This window comes from Sphingomonas bacterium, from assembly GCF_028292945.1.
Lineage (GTDB): Bacteria > Pseudomonadota > Alphaproteobacteria > Sphingomonadales > Sphingomonadaceae > Sphingomonas.
The window spans coordinates 11,415-30,995 of record NZ_JAQGLJ010000006.1 but is presented as its reverse complement, the minus strand read 5'-3'; the positions used below and the strand labels follow the sequence as shown (position 1 = coordinate 30,995).

Annotated in this window: 17 protein-coding genes; 8 read left to right on the top strand and 9 right to left on the bottom strand. The window is 68.4% G+C overall.

Features of this window, described 5'->3' with window-relative positions:
• Both uvrB and JWN21_RS00650 read right to left on the bottom strand, forming a co-directional pair.
• Window positions 1-2,190 (bottom strand): excinuclease ABC subunit UvrB (gene uvrB, locus JWN21_RS00655; RefSeq protein ID WP_299645459.1); only part of this gene is annotated, 2,190 nt, incomplete at its 3' end.
• Window positions 2,191-2,234: 44 nt separating this feature from the next.
• Window positions 2,235-2,816, bottom strand: a complete 582-nt coding sequence (locus tag JWN21_RS00650) for an ankyrin repeat domain-containing protein (RefSeq protein WP_299645458.1) — start codon at window positions 2,814-2,816, stop codon at window positions 2,235-2,237.
• A gap of 118 nt (window positions 2,817-2,934) precedes the next feature.
• Here JWN21_RS00650 and alr point away from each other — a divergent pair, with 118 nt between their 5' ends.
• Both alr and phaR read left to right on the top strand, forming a co-directional pair.
• The gene (gene alr / locus JWN21_RS00645; protein ID WP_299645457.1) at window positions 2,935-3,963 is read left to right on the top strand and encodes an alanine racemase; all 1,029 of its coding nucleotides are present in this window, start codon (window positions 2,935-2,937) and stop codon (window positions 3,961-3,963) included.
• Between the two features lie 104 nt (window positions 3,964-4,067).
• A complete protein-coding gene (gene phaR / locus JWN21_RS00640; protein ID WP_299645456.1) occupies window positions 4,068-4,640 on the top strand; it encodes a polyhydroxyalkanoate synthesis repressor PhaR in 573 nt (190 codons plus the stop codon).
• Between the two features lie 305 nt (window positions 4,641-4,945).
• Here the strand turns inward: phaR and JWN21_RS00635 are convergent, their stop codons facing one another.
• The 3 genes from JWN21_RS00635 to JWN21_RS00625 all read right to left on the bottom strand — a co-directional run bounded on the left by JWN21_RS00635 (window position 4,946) and on the right by JWN21_RS00625 (window position 8,596).
• Complete coding sequence (locus JWN21_RS00635; protein WP_299645455.1) at window positions 4,946-6,490, bottom strand: CpaF family protein; 1,545 nt, start codon at window positions 6,488-6,490, stop codon at window positions 4,946-4,948.
• Between the two features lie 64 nt (window positions 6,491-6,554).
• A complete protein-coding gene (gene ada, locus JWN21_RS00630; protein ID WP_299645454.1) occupies window positions 6,555-7,574 on the bottom strand; it encodes a bifunctional DNA-binding transcriptional regulator/O6-methylguanine-DNA methyltransferase Ada in 1,020 nt (339 codons plus the stop codon).
• A gap of 71 nt (window positions 7,575-7,645) precedes the next feature.
• Window positions 7,646-8,596 carry an Mrp/NBP35 family ATP-binding protein gene (locus JWN21_RS00625; RefSeq protein WP_299645453.1) on the bottom strand — a complete coding sequence of 317 codons (951 nt, stop codon included), beginning with the start codon at window positions 8,594-8,596 and terminating at the stop codon, window positions 7,646-7,648.
• 58 nt (window positions 8,597-8,654) lie between these two features.
• Between JWN21_RS00625 and hflK the strand changes: the two genes are divergently transcribed.
• The 4 genes from hflK to JWN21_RS00605 all read left to right on the top strand — a co-directional run bounded on the left by hflK (window position 8,655) and on the right by JWN21_RS00605 (window position 14,296).
• Window positions 8,655-9,785: a protease modulator HflK gene (gene hflK / locus JWN21_RS00620; RefSeq protein WP_299645452.1), complete on the top strand. Its 1,131-nt coding sequence runs from the start codon at window positions 8,655-8,657 to the stop codon at window positions 9,783-9,785.
• Window positions 9,782-10,651 (top strand): protease modulator HflC, encoded by an 870-nt coding sequence (hflC, locus tag JWN21_RS00615; RefSeq protein ID WP_299645451.1) that lies wholly within the window; start codon window positions 9,782-9,784, stop codon window positions 10,649-10,651. The genes hflK and hflC overlap by 4 nt, the downstream gene beginning before the upstream one ends.
• Window positions 10,652-10,845: 194 nt before the next feature.
• On the top strand, window positions 10,846-12,426 hold the full coding sequence (locus JWN21_RS00610) for a Do family serine endopeptidase (protein WP_299645450.1): 1,581 nt from the start codon (window positions 10,846-10,848) through the stop codon (window positions 12,424-12,426).
• Window positions 12,427-12,625: 199 nt separating this feature from the next.
• Complete coding sequence (locus tag JWN21_RS00605; RefSeq protein WP_299645449.1) at window positions 12,626-14,296, top strand: helicase HerA-like domain-containing protein; 1,671 nt, start codon at window positions 12,626-12,628, stop codon at window positions 14,294-14,296.
• A 36-nt stretch (window positions 14,297-14,332) separates the two neighbouring features.
• On the opposite strand, the gene JWN21_RS00600 is transcribed toward JWN21_RS00605, so the two are convergent.
• Both JWN21_RS00600 and JWN21_RS00595 read right to left on the bottom strand, forming a co-directional pair.
• Window positions 14,333-15,097, bottom strand: coding sequence for a hypothetical protein (locus JWN21_RS00600; protein ID WP_299645448.1), 765 nt, complete (start codon window positions 15,095-15,097; stop codon window positions 14,333-14,335).
• A gap of 1 nt (window position 15,098) precedes the next feature.
• Window positions 15,099-15,356, bottom strand: a complete 258-nt coding sequence (locus tag JWN21_RS00595; protein WP_299645447.1) for a hypothetical protein — start codon at window positions 15,354-15,356, stop codon at window positions 15,099-15,101.
• A 141-nt stretch (window positions 15,357-15,497) separates the two neighbouring features.
• On the opposite strand from JWN21_RS00595, the gene JWN21_RS00590 reads away from it, so the two are divergent.
• Window positions 15,498-16,724 (top strand): M20 family metallopeptidase, encoded by a 1,227-nt coding sequence (locus JWN21_RS00590; RefSeq protein WP_299645445.1) that lies wholly within the window; start codon window positions 15,498-15,500, stop codon window positions 16,722-16,724.
• Between the two features lie 11 nt (window positions 16,725-16,735).
• Here JWN21_RS00590 and JWN21_RS00585 read toward each other — a convergent pair whose 3' ends face one another.
• Both JWN21_RS00585 and JWN21_RS00580 read right to left on the bottom strand, forming a co-directional pair.
• Window positions 16,736-17,245: a DUF1993 family protein gene (locus tag JWN21_RS00585; RefSeq protein ID WP_299645444.1), complete on the bottom strand. Its 510-nt coding sequence runs from the start codon at window positions 17,243-17,245 to the stop codon at window positions 16,736-16,738.
• Entirely contained in the window at window positions 17,242-18,204 is a 963-nt protein-coding gene (locus JWN21_RS00580; protein WP_299645443.1) for a 2-oxoglutarate and iron-dependent oxygenase domain-containing protein, read from the bottom strand. Before JWN21_RS00580 ends, JWN21_RS00585 begins: the two co-directional genes overlap by 4 nt.
• Before the next feature lie 109 nt (window positions 18,205-18,313).
• Here JWN21_RS00580 and JWN21_RS00575 point away from each other — a divergent pair, with 109 nt between their 5' ends.
• The gene (locus tag JWN21_RS00575; protein ID WP_299645442.1) at window positions 18,314-19,543 is read left to right on the top strand and encodes a multidrug effflux MFS transporter; all 1,230 of its coding nucleotides are present in this window, start codon (window positions 18,314-18,316) and stop codon (window positions 19,541-19,543) included.
• Window positions 19,544-19,581 lie beyond the last annotated feature (38 nt).

The following is a 19,581-nucleotide window of genomic DNA, read 5'->3' as shown; positions in this document are numbered from 1 at the left end:
AGCCCGCCGCCGTCCCGCCCGCACCTGTTGCTGCTTGCCGTAGCGCGTCTTGCGCGTGCCCGGCTTGCCTTCGTTGCTGCGGCCCATGACCGGTGCCTTCTGCTCGTGCGCGGGGAGGCCGAGTTCGTCATTCTCCAGCTGGCGGATTTCGTCGCGCAGGCGTCCGGCGGTCTCGAACTCGAGGTCCGACGCGGCCTTGCGCATCTGCTTTTCAAGGTCCTCGATATAGGCGCGCAGGTTGTGGCCGACCATGTGCGGGCGGTCGTCGTCGATCGCGACCGTCACCTGGTCCTTACTGGCGACGTGCGCGATGATGTCGCCGATGTTGCGGCGGATCGTCGTCGGCGTGATGCCGTGGATGGTGTTGTATTCCTCCTGCTTCTCGCGACGCCGCGCCGTCTCGTTCATCGCGCGCTCCATCGAGCCGGTGATGCGGTCGGCGTAGAGGATGACGCGGCCGTCGACGTTGCGCGCGGCGCGGCCGATGGTCTGGATCAGCGACGTCTCGGACCGCAGAAAGCCCTCCTTGTCGGCGTCGAGAATCGCGACCAGCCCGCATTCGGGGATGTCGAGCCCCTCGCGCAGCAGGTTGATGCCGATGATCACGTCGTACACGCCCAGCCGCAGGTCGCGGATCAGCTCGATGCGTTCGAGCGTCTCGACGTCGGAGTGCATGTAGCGGACCTTGATCCCCGCTTCGTGCATATACTCGGTCAGGTCCTCCGCCATGCGCTTGGTCAGGGTGGTGACGAGCGTGCGGTAGCCGAGCGCGGTCGTCTTGCGGCATTCGACGATCAGATCCTGGACCTGCTCCTCGACCGGCCTGATCTCGACCGGCGGGTCGATGAGGCCGGTGGGGCGGATGACCTGTTCGGCGAAGACGCCGCCGGTCTGCTCCATCTCCCAGTTGCCGGGGGTTGCCGACACGCACACCGTCTGCGGGCGCATCGCGTCCCACTCGTTGAAGCGCAGCGGGCGGTTGTCGATACAGCTCGGCAGGCGGAAGCCGTACTCCGCGAGCGTGATCTTGCGGCGGTGATCGCCGCGCGCCATGCCGCCGACCTGTGGGACGGTGACGTGGCTCTCGTCGACGAACAGCAGCGCGTTCTCAGGCAGATATTCGAACAGGGTGGGGGGCGGCTCGCCGGGGAGGCGGCCGGTGAGGAAGCGGCTGTAATTCTCGATGCCGTTGCAGCTGCCGGTCGCGGCGATCATCTCCAGATCATAGTTGGTACGCTGCTCCAGCCGCTGGTGCTCGATCAGCTTGCCCTCCGCCTCCAGTTCCTTGAGCCGTTCGGTCAGTTCGTGGCGGATCGCCTCGGTCGCCTGCTTCATCGTCGGGCCGGGGGTGACATAGTGCGAGTTGGCGTAGATGCGGACGGAGTTGAGTGTCGCGATCTTGTTGCCGGTGAGCGGATCGAATTCGGTGATGCTCTCGATCTCGTCGCCGAAGAACGACACGCGCCAGGCCGCATCTTCATAATGCGAGGGGTAGATTTCGAGGTTGTCGCCCTTGACCCGGAAATTACCGCGCGCGAACGCGGTGTCGTTGCGCTTGTATTGCAGCGCCACGAGCTTGCGGACGATCTCGCGCTGGTCGGCGGTCTGGCCCTTCTTCAGGTCGAAGATCATCGCCGAATAGGTCTCGACCGAGCCGATGCCGTAGATGCAGGATACCGACGCGACGATGATGACGTCGTCGCGCTCCAGCAGCGACCGCGTCGCCGAGTGACGCATGCGGTCGATGCCCTCGTTCACCGAGCTTTCCTTCTCGATGTACGTGTCCGAGCGCGGCACATAGGCCTCGGGCTGGTAATAGTCGTAGTAGCTGACGAAATATTCGACCGCGTTGTTGGGGAAGAACGACTTGAACTCGCCGTAGAGCTGTGCGGCGAGGATCTTGTTGGGGGCGAGGATCAGCGCAGGGCGTTGCAAGGCTTCGATCACCTTGGCCATGGTGAAGGTCTTGCCCGAGCCGGTGACGCCGAGCAGTACCTGGTCCTTCTCGCCCGCCAGCGCGCTGGCGACGAGTTCTTTGATCGCGGTCGGCTGATCGCCGGACGGGGTGTATTCGGTCACCAGCGTGAACGGCTTGCCGCCCTCTGCCTTGGGCGGACGCGCGGGGCGATGGGGGACGAAGTTGTCGCCGGTTTCCGGCTCGGCGAGGGACGTGCGGATTTGTATCGTCATGCGAGGCGAATATGGGTCTGGACGCGCGCGCGCGCCAGTATCGGTCAGTAGTAGGAGCCGGTCTTCTGACAGGTCTGCCACTTGCGATATTCGCGCATCTTGCAGGTAGAATCCGAGCACAGCGCCTGGCTGGAATACCAGCGCGCCTGGCACAGCTTTGCGCGGGGCGAGGTGGCGGCGGGCTTGACGCCCGGAACGGACGATGCACGCGCGGCTGCCGTTTTGGCGGGCAGCTTCGCGGCTGGCGAGGCGGCCACGCCCGTCTTCGCACGGACCGCCTTGTCGATCTCCGCCCGCACCATCGTTGCGGACGCGACCTGATAGGGCGTCGAGCCACGCGTCGTCTTCAGCGTCGGGTCGGCCCCGCGCGCGAGCAGGAGCTTGACCATTTCCAGATTGCCCTGCTCCGCCGCGAAGTGGAGCAGCGTCCAGCCCTCGTCATTGGCCTGGTCGATGCCGAACGCGCCGCTGTCCACGATCGCGAGCGCCTGCGCATTCTGCTTGTTGACGACGTGGAACCGCGCGTTGTCGAAGGGATCGCCCTGCGTCGCGGCCGAACCGAGCGAGGGGAGCATCGCGGCAGGCGTGACGACGAGCAGCAGGAGTAGCGGCCAGGGCAAGCGCATGTCGGTTGTTCCCATCGATAATAGCTCCATGTTCCCGCCGCGTCGGCTTGGGTCAAGACCGCATCGGCTCAAGTCAGCGTGCCATTGCTTTGCCGCGCGCACCCGCTACCGGCGCCCGATGACCGCGCCCCTTCGCCTGCGCCTCGACGGCACCGCGCTCGCCGACAACTGGCGTGCGCTCGACCGGTTGAGCGGCGCGGCCGCGTGCGGCGCGGCGGTGAAGGCGGACGCCTATGGGCTGGGGGTCGCCGACACGGTGGTGCGGCTCGCTAATGCCGGCGCGCGCGACTTCTACGTCGCGACCTGGGACGAGGCGGCGGCGTTTCCGCCGTTTGGACTGCCGTTGTCGGTGCTGCATGGGGTGCGTGAGGCGGACATGGACGTGGCCCTGAACAGCCACGCGCGACCGGTGCTCAACACGGCGGCGCAGGTCGCGCGGTGGAAGGCGGCGGGCGGCGGTGCCTGCGACGTGATGGTCGATACGGGGATGAACCGGCTCGGGGTCTCGGTGGACGAGGTCCGGGCGGGGCTGCTCGACGGGCTGAGCATCGACACACTGATGAGCCACCTGGCGTCCGCCGACGAGGACAGTCCGATGAACGCGCGGCAGCGCGACGCGCTGGCCGGGATGGGTGAAGCAACGAACGCGCGGCGGCTGAGCCTCGCGAACTCGGCGGGGATCGCGCTGGGCGAGGGTTACGCGTTCGACCTGACCCGGCCGGGGCTGGCGCTGTACGGTGGAGTGCCGGTGCGGGCGCTGGCGGCGGTGGTGCGGCAGGTGGTGTTCCCGCAAGCCGAAATCCTGCAGCGGCGGCTCGTGCGCGCGGGCGAGAGCGTCGGCTATAACGCGATGTGGACGGCGGCCACCGATACGGAAGTGGCGATCCTCAACATCGGCTATGCGGACGGATATTTCCGGGGATTCTCGAATATCGGGCATGCAGCGGCGGGCGGCGCGCGACTGCCCGTGATCGGGCGGGTGTCGATGGACCTCCTGGCAGTCGATGTCGGCCCCATGCCGACGCTGGCTGAGGGCGATTGGGTGGGGGTGGACCTGACGCTGGCGGGCGCGGCGATGGTGTCGGGGATGTCCCAATACGAGCTGTTGACGAGCCTGGGTGCGCGGTACGAACGGGTGTGGGATTAGCCTGCCTTCGACTGCGGCTATGCATGCGCCGCCGTCAGCAGGAGCCATGTTGCAGCGCCGCAACGCAGCGCGTAGCATCGCCGCTTCACAAGGTAGGAACAGCCATGCGCAAGCAGGCGGCGAGCGACGTCGACAGCGAATCCGGTATCGCGCCGGTGACGGTCAAGAAATACGCCAACCGGCGGCTCTACAACACGGAGACTTCGTCCTACATCACGTTGGAGCACCTCGCGGCGATGACGCGCGAAGGGCGCGACTTCAAGGTTGTCGACGCCCGCACGGACGAGGACATCACGCACACCGTCCTCACCCAGATCATCATGGACGCCGAAGGACGTGGCGGCACCACGCCGATGCTGCCGATCAGCTTCCTGCGCCAGCTGATCGCGCTGTACGGCGACAGCATGCAGGCGATGGTGCCGGGTTACCTGGAAGCGTCGATGGACAGCTTTCGCCACAACGGCGAGCAGTTCCGCTCCGCGGTGGAAGGAGCGTTCGCGCATTCGCCCTTCGCTGAGATCGCCAAGCGCAACATGGCGATGTTCGAGGCGGCGGCACAGGCGTTCAAGCCGGGCAAGCTCCCGGTGGCCGGGACGCCGAGCAAGGATGACGAGATCGCCGCGCTGCGTGCGGAACTGGCGGCGCTGCAGGACAAGGTGGAGCGGCTGGGGCAGTAGCGGCTCGCCCATCGTCTAGATACTCTTTGCCTTCCCCGACGGAAGCCGGGTCCAGTCCGGGGTGCGGCCGACTAGGCCCCCGGCTTCCGCCGGGGGGCGCGCCGATGATGGAGTCCGCGCCGCCGCCGGTGCTGGGTGGGCAGCAGTTGGTCGGGTGTCGACCACGGCGGTTTATCGGTTGAAGCGGTGATTTTTCGGTGAGGCCGTCACGGAAGTAGATCCCGTGACGTCGGACGGGAGCGCTTGCGCTTCCCGCCGGCCGGCCTTGAGCGAGTCAGATGGGCGTGGCCGTCTGCCCCCCTGCCTTACAGACAAGCCTCCAGATACGCGCTGTCGAACCCGAACTGCCGCGCCTTGTCGAGCGTGTAGGGGCGCAGGCCCATCGAGCGGTATTCGCCGATGATCTTGCCGTCGGCGGACTCGTCCAGATATTCGAACTTGAACAGCTCCTGCGTGACGATCACCGGGCCTTCCATGCCGATCACCTCCGTGACGTTGGTGACGCGACGCGAACCGTCGCGCAGGCGCTTGACCTGGATGATCAGTTCGACCGAGTCGGCGATCTGGCGGCTGATCGCCTCCTTGGGCACCTTGATGTCCGACATCATCACCATGTTCTCCATACGCGCCAGCGCCTCTCTGGGCGAGTTGGCGTGGAGCGTGCACATCGAGCCGTCATGGCCGGTGTTCATGGCCGCGAGCATGTCGAAACACTCGGAGCCACGGATTTCGCCCAGGATGATACGATCGGGCCGCATGCGCAGTGCGTTCTTCACCAGATCGCGGATGCTGATCTCGCCCTGACCCTCCAGGTTTGCGGGGCGCGTTTCCAGCGGCAGCCAGTGCGGCTGCTGGAGGCGAAGCTCGGCCGCGTCCTCGATCGTCAGCACGCGCTCGCCCGGGTCGATCATCTTCGACAAGGCGTTGAGCATCGTCGTCTTGCCCGAACCCGTGCCGCCCGAGATGACGACGTTGAACCGCGACGCGCCCGCGATCTTCAGCGCGGTCGCCATCTTTGGCGACATCGAGCCAAAGCCCGCCATCATGTCGAGCGTGATCGGCTTGGCGGAAAACTTGCGGATCGAGATCGCGGTGCCGCGCAAGGACAGCGGGGGCACGATGACGTTGACGCGGCTGCCGTCCTTGAGGCGGGCGTCGGCGAGCGGGCTGGTCTGATCGACGCGGCGACCGACCGAGTTGACGATCCGCTGCGCGATCTGGAACAGATGCTCCTCGTCGCGGAACTGGATCTGCGCCAGTTCGAGCTTGCCCTTGCGCTCGACATAGGTCTGCTCGGGGCCGTTGACCATGATGTCGGTGATGTTGGGGTCGCTCAGCAGCTCCTCGAGCGGCCCGAGACCCAGCAGCTCGTCGACCAGCACCTTTTCCAGCGCGAACTGCTCGCGGCGGTTGAGCGTCAGCTTCAGCTCGGCGAGCACCTCGCCGATGATCGGGCGGAATTCCTCGGCGAGTTCATCCTTGCCCAGCGTCGCGGCAGCCTCGGGATCGACGCGCTCCAGCAGGCGCGGCAGCACCTGCTCCTTGATGCGGTGGATCGACGCCTCAAAGCCTTCGGACCTGCTGTTGCCGGCGTCGCCGCTGGCGTTCTGACGATCGGTCAGCCGCTGCATCGCGTCATTGGGGCCACCCGGCATCGTGCCGGACCCGAACGTCGCCACGGAATCGGGATCGCCCGGTAGCGGCAGCGATTCGATCGGCGGGAATTGCGATCCGCCTTCGGGAGCATCATGATCGGGCCTGCCCGTCCCCTGCATCGGGCGTGCGACGCCGAACGCCGGCCGCGGCGCCGAACCCCCACCCATGCCGTTACGACGCCCGAACGCACTCATGCTAGGTCACACCCTTGATAACAGGGAGGGAGGTACGGGGAGAGCGTTTAAGATTTGCCTAACCTTACCCGCGTTCCCGCTCCAGCAAGCGCCGCTTGCGGTCGAGGCCATAGGCATAGCCGCCCAGCGAGCCGTCGGAGCGCGTCGCGCGGTGGCAGGGAATCAGCACAGCGACCTGGTTGGCCCCGCAGGCGCTGCCGGCGGCGCGTGTCGCGCGGGGGTTGCCGGCGGCGGCGGCCAGCGCGGCGTAGGAGCGGGTCTCGCCAGCCGGAATACGGCGGAGCTCTTCCCAGACGCGCTGCTGGAACGCGGTGCCGGCGATGTCGAGCGGGAGTTGCGCCATGCGCGCGGGATCGGCGCACGCGGCGACGGTGCCCTCGACAAGCGCCGCCAGCGCCTCGCCGCCGGGTTCGATCGTCGCGTGCGGAAAGCGCCGTTCCAGCTCGCTCGCGTCCTCGTCGAACGACAGTCGGCAGATGCCGCGCTCGGTAGCGGCGAGCAGCATCGTGCCCAGCGCAGTATCGGCGACCGCCCAGCGGATGACCACGCCGCGCCCGCCGTTACGCCATGCCGATGGCGTCATGCCGAGTCGGTCGCCGGCATCGGCATAGAAGCGGCTCGGCGCCGAATAACCGGCAGCGTAGATCGCGTCGGTCACGTTATCCTCCTCTCGCAGCGCCGCTACTGCGCCGTTTGCGCGCACGCCGCGTGCCCAGGCCGCAGGGGTGACGCCGGTCGCGCGCTTGAACAGGCGATGAAAATGGTGCGGCGCATAGCCGACGTGGGCCGCCAGGAGGTCCAGCGACAGCCCGGTCTGCGTATCGAGCAGCCGCAGCGCCGCCTCGACCGCGACCCGATCGCGCGCGACCTCGTCGGGACGGCAGCGCAGACAGGCGCGGAATCCCGCCGCGCGCGCCGCCGCGCCATCGGGGTAGAAGGCGACGTTCTCGCGCCGGGGGTGGCGCGCCGGGCAGCTCGGCTTGCAGTAGATGCCGGTGGTCCTGACCGCGCCGACGAACCGCCCGTCCGAGGCTCGGTCGCGGGCCTCGAAGGCGGCCCAGGCCTGGTCGGGATCGATGCTCATGGCGGCGGTGTAGGCCCGTCCCCGCGCTCGTGCATCCCGTGGCTTGCGGTCAAAGCCGGCGTCTTTTGCGATCAGTTTGTCGCGAGCCAGCCCGCGACCTGCGTGGCGATGGGGGCGAAGACGCGGTCGTCACTCAGCGCTGGCGGCTCGCCCGCATCCGATGCCTGACGGATCGCGATCGTCAGGGGCACCCGGCCAAGGAACGGGATGCCGAGAGCCTTCGCCGCCGCCTCCGCGCCGCCATGGCCGAACGGGTCCGATGTCTCGCCGCAATGCGGGCAGAGGTAGCCGGCCATGTTCTCGACCAGGCCGATGATAGGCACGCCGGCGGCGCGGAACAGGTCGATCGCGCGGGTGGCGTCGATCAGCGCCAGGTCCTGTGGGGTTGAGACGATCACCGCGCCGGCCGGGCGATGCTTCTGGATCATGGTGATCTGCACGTCGCCGGTGCCGGGCGGCAGGTCGACGACCAGCGTGTCGACCGCGCCCCAGTCGGCGTCCACCAGCTGGCTCAGCGCGCCAGCCGTCATCGGCCCGCGCCAGGCGATCGCCTTGCCTGGTTCCACGAGCTGCCCGATCGACAGCAGCGGCACGCCGGCGGGCGTGGGCACGGGGTCGAGCCGCTTGTCGCGTGCGGTCGGGCGGGTGCCCTCCACGCCCAGCAGACGCGGCTGCGAGGGGCCGTAGATGTCGGCATCGACCAGTCCGACGCGCAGGCCACCCCGCATCAGCGCGATGGCGAGGTTGGCGGCGAGCGTCGACTTGCCGACGCCGCCCTTGCCGCTGGCGACCGCGATCAGGCGGCGTTGCACCCGCTCTGCGGTGACGACGACGCGTACATCTGTAACGCCCGGCAGCGCGACGGCGGCGCGAATGCGCGCCTCCAGATCGTCGCGCGCGGCGGCGTCCAGCCCCGTCGCATCGAGCACCACACCGACGCGACCTTCCGCGTCCACCCGCACGCTGGCGCGCTTGTCCGCCACGCCGGCGACTGCCGCCGTTAACCTGTCTTGATCGACCATGCGGTCCCCTTAGGCGCGCCCACTGTTTTTCACGAGCCTGCCACCCTATAAAAGCATCATGAGCTTCCTGCAGCGTTGGTTCGCGCGTCCGCGCATCCTCTCGATCGATACTCCCAAAGGTCCGTGGGGCGGTGGGGGTGACGGTGGCGAAGGCGGCGGCGGCGGGGCTGGCGGCCCGCGCAATCCGTGGTCGGTCCCGCCAGGCGGGCGCAAGCCGCCGCAGCGCCCGACCGCGCTCGACGAGTTCCTGCGCAAGGCGAAGACCTCCGGCGGCGGCGGTGGCGGCAATCCGTTCGCGAACCTGCCGGGCGGGCCGAACGCGAAGACGCTGTGGCTGGCCGGAGCGGGCGTGCTGCTGCTGCTGTGGCTCCTGACCAGCTCCTTTCACAACATCGCGCCGCAGCAGCGCGCAGTGGTGACGAACTTCGGCCGCTATGCCGGCGTTCTGGAGCCGGGCTGGCGGGTCACGGCACCGGCCCCCTTTGCCAGCGTGCAGAAGGTCGATGTGTCGGCGATCCGCGAGGAGGTGTTTCCGGAAGGCGGCGGCGAGAATCTGGTGCTGACGCGGGATCGCGCGGTGGTGGACCTGGCCTACCAGGTGCGCTGGAGCATCGCGAACCCGGAGGACTACATCTTCCAGCTCGCCGATCCCAAGGCAACCGTGCGCGCCACCGCCGAGAGCGCGGTGCGCGAGGCGGTGGCCAACGTCACGCTGGACGAGGCGATCGGCAAGGGCCGCTCGTTTGTCGAACAGCAGGTGCAGGATCGCATGCAGGGCATCCTGACCGAATATAACTCCGGCATCCGCATTCAGGGCGTGGCGATCCGTCAGGCCGATCCGCCCGAGGCGGTCAACGACGCCTTCAAGGACGTGACGGCGGCGCAGCAATTCGTGTCGACGCTGAGCAATCAGGCGCAGGCCTATGCCCAGCAGAAGCTGGCGCTGGCACAGGGCGAGGCGGCGTCGTTCAACGCCTATTACGAGCAGTACAAGCTCGCCCCGGAAGTGACGCGGCGCCGCATGTATTACGAGACGATGGAGGCCGTGCTGGCCAAGACCGACAAGACGATCGTGGAGACGCCGGGCGTGACGCCGTACCTGCCGCTGAACCGCAACCCGCGGCTGGTCGATCCGGCGGTGCAAGCGCCCCAGACCACGCCCGCGCCGCAGCCGGGAGCCGCCCAATGAACGCCGCCATCTTCCGCAACCCTGTCGTCCTCGGCGTCGCGGCGCTGTTCGCGGTCATTCTGTCGGCGATGACCTTCGCGATCGTACCGGAAACCGAGCAGGCGGTCGTGCTGCGGCTCAACAACCCGGTCCGCACCATCAACGAATACCGCACCGGCGAGGTCTTCGGCCGCACGGGGGCGGGTGTCATCGCCAAGATCCCGTTCATCGACCGCATCGTCTGGGTCGACAAGCGCGTGCTCAATGTCGAGCAGGACAACCAGCAGGTGCTGTCGTCCGATCAGCTGCGGCTGGAGGTCGACGCATTCGCGCGGTTCCGCGTCGTCGATCCGCTGCGCATGGTGATCACCGCCGGCACCGAGGCACGGGTGACCGAGTCGCTGCGCCCGTTGCTCGGCAACTCGATCCGCAACGAGCTCGGCCGTCAGCCTTTCGCGGTGCTGTTGAGCCGCGATCGCGAGCGGGTGATGGACAACATCCAGGTCGGGTTGCAGCGGCTCGCCAGCCAATATGGCGTCGAGATCGTGGATGTGCGGATCAAGCATGCCGACCTGCCGACGGGATCGCCGCTCGACTCGACGCTGCAATCGATGCGGACCGCTCGCGAGCAGCAGGCGGCGACGATCCGCGCGCAGGGGCAGCGCGAGGCGCAGATCATCCGCGCGCGCGCCGACGCGGAGGCCGCGCGCATCTATGCCGAGGCCTTCAACAAGGACGCGCCGGCGTATGATTTCTACCGCGCGATGCAGAGCTATCGCCGCACGTTCGGCGCGGATGGCGGGCCGACCAAGGACAACGGGTCGACCTCGATCATCCTGTCGCCGGATAACAGCTATCTGCAGCAGTTCGGCGGGCGGGGGCGGTGATCTCTACTCCGTCACCTCGGCCCTGAGCCGGGGTCCAGGCCTGCACCACGCAAAGTATTCGACCGGGGAACGACGCGCGTGGGCACGCTGGATGCCGGCTCAAGGCCGGCATGACGAAGCACTCGCCCCCATTGCATCGCCCTTCCGCCTCCACCACATTCAATCAGCGTTCAGCCTCCCTAGGCGACACCTAAATGACGTCCACGGACCCAAGCCAAGAGGACCTCTCCCCAGTGCGCTACGCCTTTGCCATCACTTCCGCGCTTCTCCTCGGCGGCGCGACCGCGACCCTCGCGCTTCAGCCCGGCGCGGCGCAGAACAGTCCTGGGGTCGCCCAGAACGAGCCCGGTGCTATCCAGGTGGCGACACCGCGTCCCGGTGCGCCGATGTCGTTCGCCGACATGGTCGCTCGGCTGCAGCCGGCGGTGGTCAACATCTCCACCAAGCAGACGATCGTCCAGCAGCAGCAGATCAACCCCTTCCAGGGCACCCCGCTGGGCGAGTTGTTCGGACAAGGGCAGGGACAGGGACCACAGCGGCGCGAGGGTGCCAGCCTGGGATCGGGTTTCATCATCTCGAACGACGGCTATGTCGTGACCAACAACCATGTCGTCGCCCCCGGCGCGCGCGGTGCGTCCGTGGACTCGATCACCGTCACGCTACCTGACCGCAAGGAATATACGGCACGCCTGATCGGGCGCGATCCGGACTCCGACCTGGCGCTGCTCAAGATCGACGCACGCGGGCTGCCGTTCGTGCGCTTCGGCGACTCCAAGCAGGCACGCGTCGGCGATTGGGTCGTCGCGATCGGCAATCCGTTCGGGCTGGGCGGCACGGTCACGGCGGGCATCGTCTCGGCGCTGAACCGCACCAGCGGGCTGGGCGCCTACGACCAGTTCATCCAGACCGATGCGGCGATCAACCAGGGCAACTCCGGTGGCCCGATGTTCAACCTGCAGGGCGAGGTCATCGGCATCAACTCGCAGATCCTGGGTTCGGGCGCTGGCGGCAACATCGGCATCGGCTTCGCGATCCCGGCGAACCAGGCCAAGCCGATCATCGATACGCTGATGAAGGGCGAGCGCGTCTCGCGCGGCTATATCGGCGTGACGCTGGGTGGCGCGATCAACGACGACTATTCGGCTGCGCTGGGTCTGCCCAAGAACCAGGGCGAGGTGATCGCGCGCGTCGAGCCGAGCGGCCCGGCCGCGCGCGGGGGCCTGCGTGCGGGCGATGTGGTGACGCGCGTCAACGGCCAGGCGGTGACGCCCGACCAGTCGCTGTCACGCCTGATCGCCGCCATACCGTCGGGCCAGACGGCACGGCTGGACGTGATCCGTGACAACCGGCCGCAGACGCTCAGCGTCACCGTCGCCACGCGGCCGACGCAGGAGCAGCTTGCGGCTTTGGTCGGGCAGGGTGCCGACGACTTCAATGCCGACGAGGGGGCAACGGTCACGCCGACGCCTGCCAACGGCAACGGGCTGGGCGTGACGGTACTGCCGCTCACGCCGCAGATCGCGCGCTCGGTGGGGGTCGACTCCACCATCCAGGGCGTGGTGATCGCGGCGGTCGATCCGTCGAGCGATGCCGGGCAGAAGCAGCTGAAGCGCGGTGACGTCATCACGGCGGTGAACTTCGCGCCGGTGCGCACGGCGGCCGACGTCAGCGCGCGCGTCGCCGCCGCGCGGACGCAGGGGCGCGACCGGGTGATCCTGTCGGTGCAGCGCCAGCGCGTGAATGCGCCGGTGCCGGTGAAGTTGGCGAAGGGCTGAGCGCGCACGCGATTAGCCGAGGCTAATCGCGAGACGCGTCAGCCCGGCCGGCGGGTCGCGCCAGCGAACCCGTCCGACGCCGCGGCGCGTCCGGCAATCCTTCGCCGGCGGAGCCAAACCCGATTCGCGGCCCGGCCGACTGGACCCCGGCTGCCGCCGGGGAGGTGCATTTGGCGAACGGCCGTTCTATCCTTCCGGGATGGCAGACAAGCACACGAGCATCCACATCGGCGCGAGCCCGGGCGGCGCGCATCCGCAGGCGCTCGAACTCTCGCGCGCCAATCGCCACGGGCTGATCGCGGGCGCGACGGGCACCGGCAAAACGGTGACGTTGCAGCGGCTGGTGGAGGGGTTCTCCGCCGCCGGCGTGGCGTGCTTCGTCGCCGACGTGAAGGGCGACCTGTCCGGCATGGCGATGCCCGGCTCGCCGACCGCGCGCACCCATGCCATCTTCCAGGCGCGTGCGACCGAGATCGCAATGGCCCAGTGGACCTACCGCGACGTGCCCGTACAGTTCTGGGACCTGTTCGGCGAGCAGGGGCATCCGGTGCGCACGACCGTCAGCGAGATGGGGCCGCTCCTGCTCGCCCGGCTGCTGAACCTCAACGACGTGCAGGAAGGCGTGCTGACGATCGCGTTTCACGTCGCGGATCAGGACGACCTGTTGCTGCTCGACCTCGACGATCTGCAGGCGATGCTGGCCGAATGCGCCAATTGCGCCGACGAGCTGACCGTCACCTTTGGCAACGTGTCGAAGCAATCGGTGGGCGCGATCCAGCGCGCGCTGCTGCAATTGCGTACGCAGGGGGGGGAACAGCTGTTCGGCGAGCCGGCGCTGGAATTGACCGACTTCATCCGCCACGACGATACAGGACGCGGCGTCGTCAATATCCTCGCTGCCGACAAGCTGATGACGTCGCCGAAGCTGTATTCGACGTTCCTGCTGTGGCTGCTGTCGGAGCTGTTCGAGCAGCTGCCCGAGGTCGGCGATCTGGACAAGCCGAAGCTGTGCTTCTTCTTCGACGAGGCGCATCTGCTGTTCGACGACGCCCCCAAGGCGCTGGTCGACAAGGTGGAGCAGGTGGTGCGGCTGATCCGGTCGAAGGGCGTCGGCATCTATTTCATCACGCAGAACCCGATCGACATTCCCGACACGGTGGCGGGGCAGCTCAACAACCGCATCCAGCACAAGCTCAACGCCTTCACCCCGCGCGATCAGGCGGCGGTTCGCGCGGCGGCGGAGACGTTCCGCGCCAATCCGGGCGTGGACGTGGCGACCGCGATCACCGAGCTGAAGGTCGGCGAGGCGCTGGTGTCGCTGCTCCAGCCCGACGGCGCGCCCTCGCCGGTGCAGCGCACGCTGATCGCGCCGCCCCAGTCGCGCGTCGGGCCGGTGACGCCGGTCGAGCGCGGCGTGCTGATCGAGACGGACGCGATCGGCGACAAGTATGACGAGGCGATCGACCGGGAGTCGGCGGAGGAACTGCTGAAGGCCAAGTCGGCTGAAGCAAAGGCCGCTGCGCTCGAGGCGAAGGCCGCCGCCGCCGACGAGAAGGCGTCGGCGGCGCAGGCCAAGGCCGATGCGCTCGCGACGAAGGCGGCGGAGCGCGAGCGTCTCGCGGCACAGCGCGCGGGCGACCGGCAGGCGCGTCAGGCGGCGCAGGCGGCGCGGACGGCGGAGCGGGCGGCGGCGAGCGACCCGTGGAACCGCGCTGTCCGGGGGGCCGCGCGCGGGGCAACGAACTCTGCCGGATCGGCGCTCGCCCGCGAGGTGACCAAGGCGGCATTCGGCAAGTCGGGCGGCATCGCGGGCGGGCTGGTCGGCGGGCTTGTGCGCGGCGTGCTGGGCGGGTTGTTCCGGGGACGGTGATGCCCGGCCGCCCGACGGGGGCGGCCGGGCTCGGCGCTACTGAGCGACGCGCCGCGACGAGACGATGCGGCCTGCCTGATCGGTGACGACTTCGCTGGTGTTCCCCGCCGTGTCGCGGACCTGACGGACGATCTGGCCGGCCGTACCGGTGGTGCGCGAGACCTCGGTCAGGCCGGCGCGCCCAAGATCGAGCAGCTGGCCGTTCTGCAATGCGCTGGTGGCGATCCCGCCGACGGTGCCGACGGTGTTGTTTACCACGCCACCGACGGTGGGCAGCGCGCGGTTGGCGACGTTGCCGACCGTCCCCACGGCGCGATTGGCGACCCCGCCGACGACGGGCAGCGCGCGGTTAGCGACGCCACCCACCGTGCCGACGGTGTTGTTGACCGTGGACAGCAGCCCGCGCACGATCTCGGGATTGTTGTCGATCGTCTGCAGCGTGCGCTCGATGATCGCGCGGACATTCTCCAGCCGCACCACCAGCGTCGCCTGCGCCTGCACGCCCTTGATCGTCAGCTTGACCTTGTCGATGCTCGCCTCCGCGCCGGCCGACAGCTTGAGCAGGTTGGCGAGCTGCGCGTCGAGCGCGATGCGCGCCTGGAGGTTGTCGACCTCCAGCGTGATCTCGTCGACCGACAGGTTGGGGATGTCGAGCAGCACGTCGGGCTGCGTGTTCGCGGACATCGCCTGCTGCGCGACAGTGGAGGCGGTGGCGGGCGCACGCCGGTTCTGCTGCGACTGGGCTTGGACGGGCACCGCCGTCAGCGCGGCGGCGGCGGCGATCAGGCCGATGGTCTTCATGTCATTCTCCCTGTTTCGAAGCACTGGCTGCCTCGGTCGCTATTCGCGCTTTGGCGTCGATCGTGATCACAACGTTGTCGAGTTTGGCGGCGGTGGGCGGCGCTTGGACCTGTACCGTGCTGCCGCCATCCGGCTCTGCGTATACAGACAGCCGCGACGTGCCGCGCTGTTCGACGGTGACGCTCTTCGCGCGCACCTCGGCGCGCAACTGGATGTCGGGAAGCGCGGCGGCTTGTAGTGCGAGGACCGTCAGCAACATGGGGGGCGTAACGCAGGCCGTGTCGTTTCGTTTCGGGCCGTGATCCACGTTCCGCTATGCCACCCTTGAGTCGGCATCCATGTCGCGGCTAAGCCATTGTCGTGGTAGGACTCGCCGCGCCGGGATCACGGAGTTGTTGCAATGACCCTAGACGCCACGACCGACTGGACCAGTGCCGGCGAGGAGCAGCTGGGCGATGTGATCGCGCTGCGACGCGCGATCCATGCCGATCCGGAGGTGGGCCTCCACTGTCCGCGCACGACCGACAAGGCAAAGGCGGCGTTGGCTGGGCTGCCGCTTGAAATCCACGATTCGACCTCCACCAGTGGCTTCGTCGCCATCCTGCGTGGCGGCGGCGCGGCTCGCGCGGGCAGCAACGGGCGTACGGTGTTGTTGCGCGGCGACATGGACGCGCTGCCGATGGAGGAGGCAACCGGCCTGCCGTTCGCGAGCCGCAACGCGGGCGCGATGCACGCCTGCGGGCACGACGCGCACACCGCGATGCTGGTCGGCGCGGCGAAGGCGCTGTGCGCGCGGGCGGACGAGCTGCCCGGCACCATCGTTTTCATGTTCCAGCCAGGTGAGGAAGGGCATCATGGCGCCAGGTTCATGATGGACGACGGCTTGTTGGCGAAGGCCGCGCCGGACGCCGCGTTTGCGCTTCATATTTCACCCAACATGCCGGCGGGGATGGTGCTGACCCGCGCGGGACCGCTGCTCGCCTCTGCGGAGACGGTGCATGCGCGGATCATCGGGCGCGGCGGCCATGCCGCGATGCCGCACGACCTGATCGACCCGCTGCCGATCGCGTGCGAGATCGTGCTGGCGCTGCAATCCTTCATCGCGCGGCGGATCCCGGTCGCTGACCCGGCGGTGCTGACGATCACGACGCTGTCCGGCGGCACGGGGGCGCACAACATCGTCGGCGACACCGCCGAGTTGCTCGGGACGATGCGCACGCTGTCGGAAGCGACGCGCGCGACGATGCACGCCGCATTCGCGCGGATCGTGACCGGCATCGCCGAAGCGCACGGCGCGACAGCCGAGGCGTGGATCGACCGGGGCTATCCCGTGACGCAGAACGACGCGCGCGCCGTCGCGCTATACGAAGAATGCGCCGGCGCGGTAGGTGGCGGTTATGCGACGATGCCAGCGCCGATGATGGGGGGCGAGGACTTCGCCTATGTCCTGCGCGAGGTGCCGGGCGCGATGGCGTTCCTGGGCGTGGCGCCAGAGGGCAGCGACCATCGCACCAATCCGCCGCTGCACAACGTGAAGATGACGATCGAGGAGAGCGTCATGGCCAAGGGCGTGGCGCTGCACTGCGCGATGGCGGAACGGTTCCTGGCACGGGGCTTCAACGCCTAACAGGCCAAGCCTCAGCTGAGGTTCGGCCTGCCCAGATGCTGAAGGAAGTCGAGCTTGCCCAAGGGAACGCCGTTGGCGCGCAGGATCGCGTAGGCGGTCGTGACGTGAAAGAAGAAGTTCGGGATCGCGAAGCCGGTGAGGAAGGTGCTGCCCGACCAGGCATAGCCGATCCCGTTGGGAAAGCGCATCTCCACCGGGCGCGTCGCGGCGTCGGCGAGCGCCGCGCGGTCGAAGCTCTGAAGGTAGGCGATGGTGCGGTCGCAACGGTCGGCGAGTTCCGCGAACGACGCCTCCGTATCCGGCATCGCCGGCGCGTCGGTGCCGGTCAGCCGGGCGAGTGCGGTCTTCGCCGCATCGGACGCCCGTTGATACTGCGTGGGGAAGGGCAGCATGTCCGGTGCGAGCGCGGCCGTCATCAGCGTCGCTTCGTGATCGGCCGCCTTTGTCAGCCACGCCTTCATGTTGCCCAGCGCGGAGGCGAACACCGGCACGGATGCGTCGTAAGGGGTGAAGTCGTTCACTTCTTTACAAGTCCTATCTCGACAAGCCGTTCGTGCAGGTAATCATGCGCGGTGATCGGCGTCTCGTAGCGGTTCGCATTGTCCGCGGTCACCGTCCCCGGCAGCGTCTCGATCAGGAAATCGGGCGCGGGGTGGAGGAAGAAGGGCATCGAGTAGCGCGAATGGCCGCGGCGTTCGGGCGGCGGGTTGACGACGCGGTGGGTGGTTGACGGCAGGACGTGGTTCGTCAGCCGCTGCAGCATGTCGCCGACATTGACGACGAGCGCGTCGGCGGGCGGCTTGACCGCGAGCCAGTCGCCAGTGTTTTTGTCGAGCAGCTCAAGACCCGCCTCCTCCGCGCCCAACAGCAGCGTGATGAGGTTGATGTCCTCGTGCGCCCCGGCGCGCACGCCCTCCGCGTCGGCGGGGATCGGCGGGTAGTGGAGCAGGCGCAGGACGGAGTTGCCGTCCTTGACCGCGTGATCGAACCAGTGGGCGTCGAGGCCGAGGTTGAGCGCGATCGCGGATAGCAGCCGGTCGCCGGCCGCGTCGAAGGCGGCGAACAGCTCGACGAAGGTGTCGCGGAACGTCTCTGGCCGTGACGGCCAGATATTCGGGGTCATCTGGTCGCCAAACCGGTGCCCGGCCGGCAGCTCGCGCCCGACATGCCAGAATTCCTTGAGGTCGACCGCCGAGGCGCCCTTGGCGATCTCGGTCTTGAACGGGGTGTAACCGCGCGCGCCGCCGCCGCCGGCCACGAAATATTGCCGCTTCTCCTCGTCCGGTAGCGCGAACAGCTTGGCCGTCTCCGCCCAGGCGCGGTCGATCAGGGCCTGGGGAATCCCGTGATCCTTGACGACGGCAAAGCCGAAGCGGCGGAACGAGCCGCCCAGGTCGGCAGCGAACTTCGCTGGATCGCTGGCCTGGTCCGCGAGCGAAAGGGCGGGGACGTCGGCGGTGGCGGAGGGGGTATCGAGCATGGGGCGTGTATAGCCCCGCCAACTGCCCCCGTCATGCTGAAACAAGTTCAGGGTGACGACGCGTTCGGGGTGACGGCTGCTCACCATTCTCGCTAGGGCCGCCAGCATCGTGACCGAGCAGCAACCCCCCACGCCCACCGGCGCACCGATCGGCTTCGTCGAGTTCGTCGCGCTGATCGCCTCGCTCATGTCGCTGACGGCGCTGGGCATCGATGCGATGCTGCCGGCGCTGCCGGCGATCGGCGACGACCTTCGTGTCGCGGCGGAGAACAGCCAGCAGTTCGTCATCACCGCCTTCGTCGCCGGCTTTGGCATCGCGCAGCTGTTCCACGGGCCGTTGGCGGATCGGTTCGGGCGTCGCCGCATGCTGATCGTTGCGCTGTTGATCTATGCCGCGGCCAACATCGCGGCCGCCGCGGCGCAGAGCTTCACGCTGCTGCTGATCGCGCGCGCGGCGGCGGGCGCGGCGATCGCGGGCGGGCGCGTGGCGACGGTGGCGATCGTGCGCGACTGCTATCAGGGCCGCGCGATGGCGCGGGTCATGTCGATCACCTTCATGGTGTTCATGATCGTGCCGGTGCTGGCGCCCGCGCTGGGGCAGGGAGTGCTGGCGATCTATGACAGCTGGCGGCTGATCTTCTGTGTCATCGCCGCGATCGCGCTGGCCGTACTCGGCTGGTTCGCCTGGCGAATGCCGGAGACGCTGGCGCCCGAAAACGAGTTGCCGCTGTCGCCCAGCCGGATCGCGCGAAGCTATTGGCAGGTCGTCACCGATCGCTGGTCGCTCGGCTATACGCTGGCGGCGGGGTGCCTGGTCGGGGCGCTGTACGGATATCTGAACTCGGTGACGCAGATCATGGCCGACACGTTCGGCCGCCCGGAGCTGCTGACGGTGGTCTTCGCGGCCACGGCGGGGCTGATGGCGGTGGCGAGCCTCACCAACGCGAGGCTGGTGATGCGGGTGGGCACCCGGCGCCTGAGCCATGGCGCGCTGGTGGGGATGCTGCTGCTCGGGTGCGCCCATTACGCGCTGGAGCGGAGCGGGAGCGAGACGCTGCTGACCTTCGCGATCCTGCAGGCGTTGACCATGGCGTGCTTCGGCATCGCGGCGACCAATTTCTCGTCGATGGCGATGGGCAATATGGGCGGGCTCGCAGGCACCGCGTCGAGCGTCCAGGGCTTCGGCAGCGTCACGTTGGGATCGCTGATCGGCCTGCTCATCGGCCAGGCATTCGACGGCACCACCGCACCCTTGGCCGCTGGCTATGCGCTGAGCGCCGCGCTGGCGCTGGCCATCGTGTTCTGGACCGAGCGCGGCAAGCTGTTCCGGCCCGCCTAGGCGGAACCCGCGACCCCGTCCCGCCGTTCGCACCATAC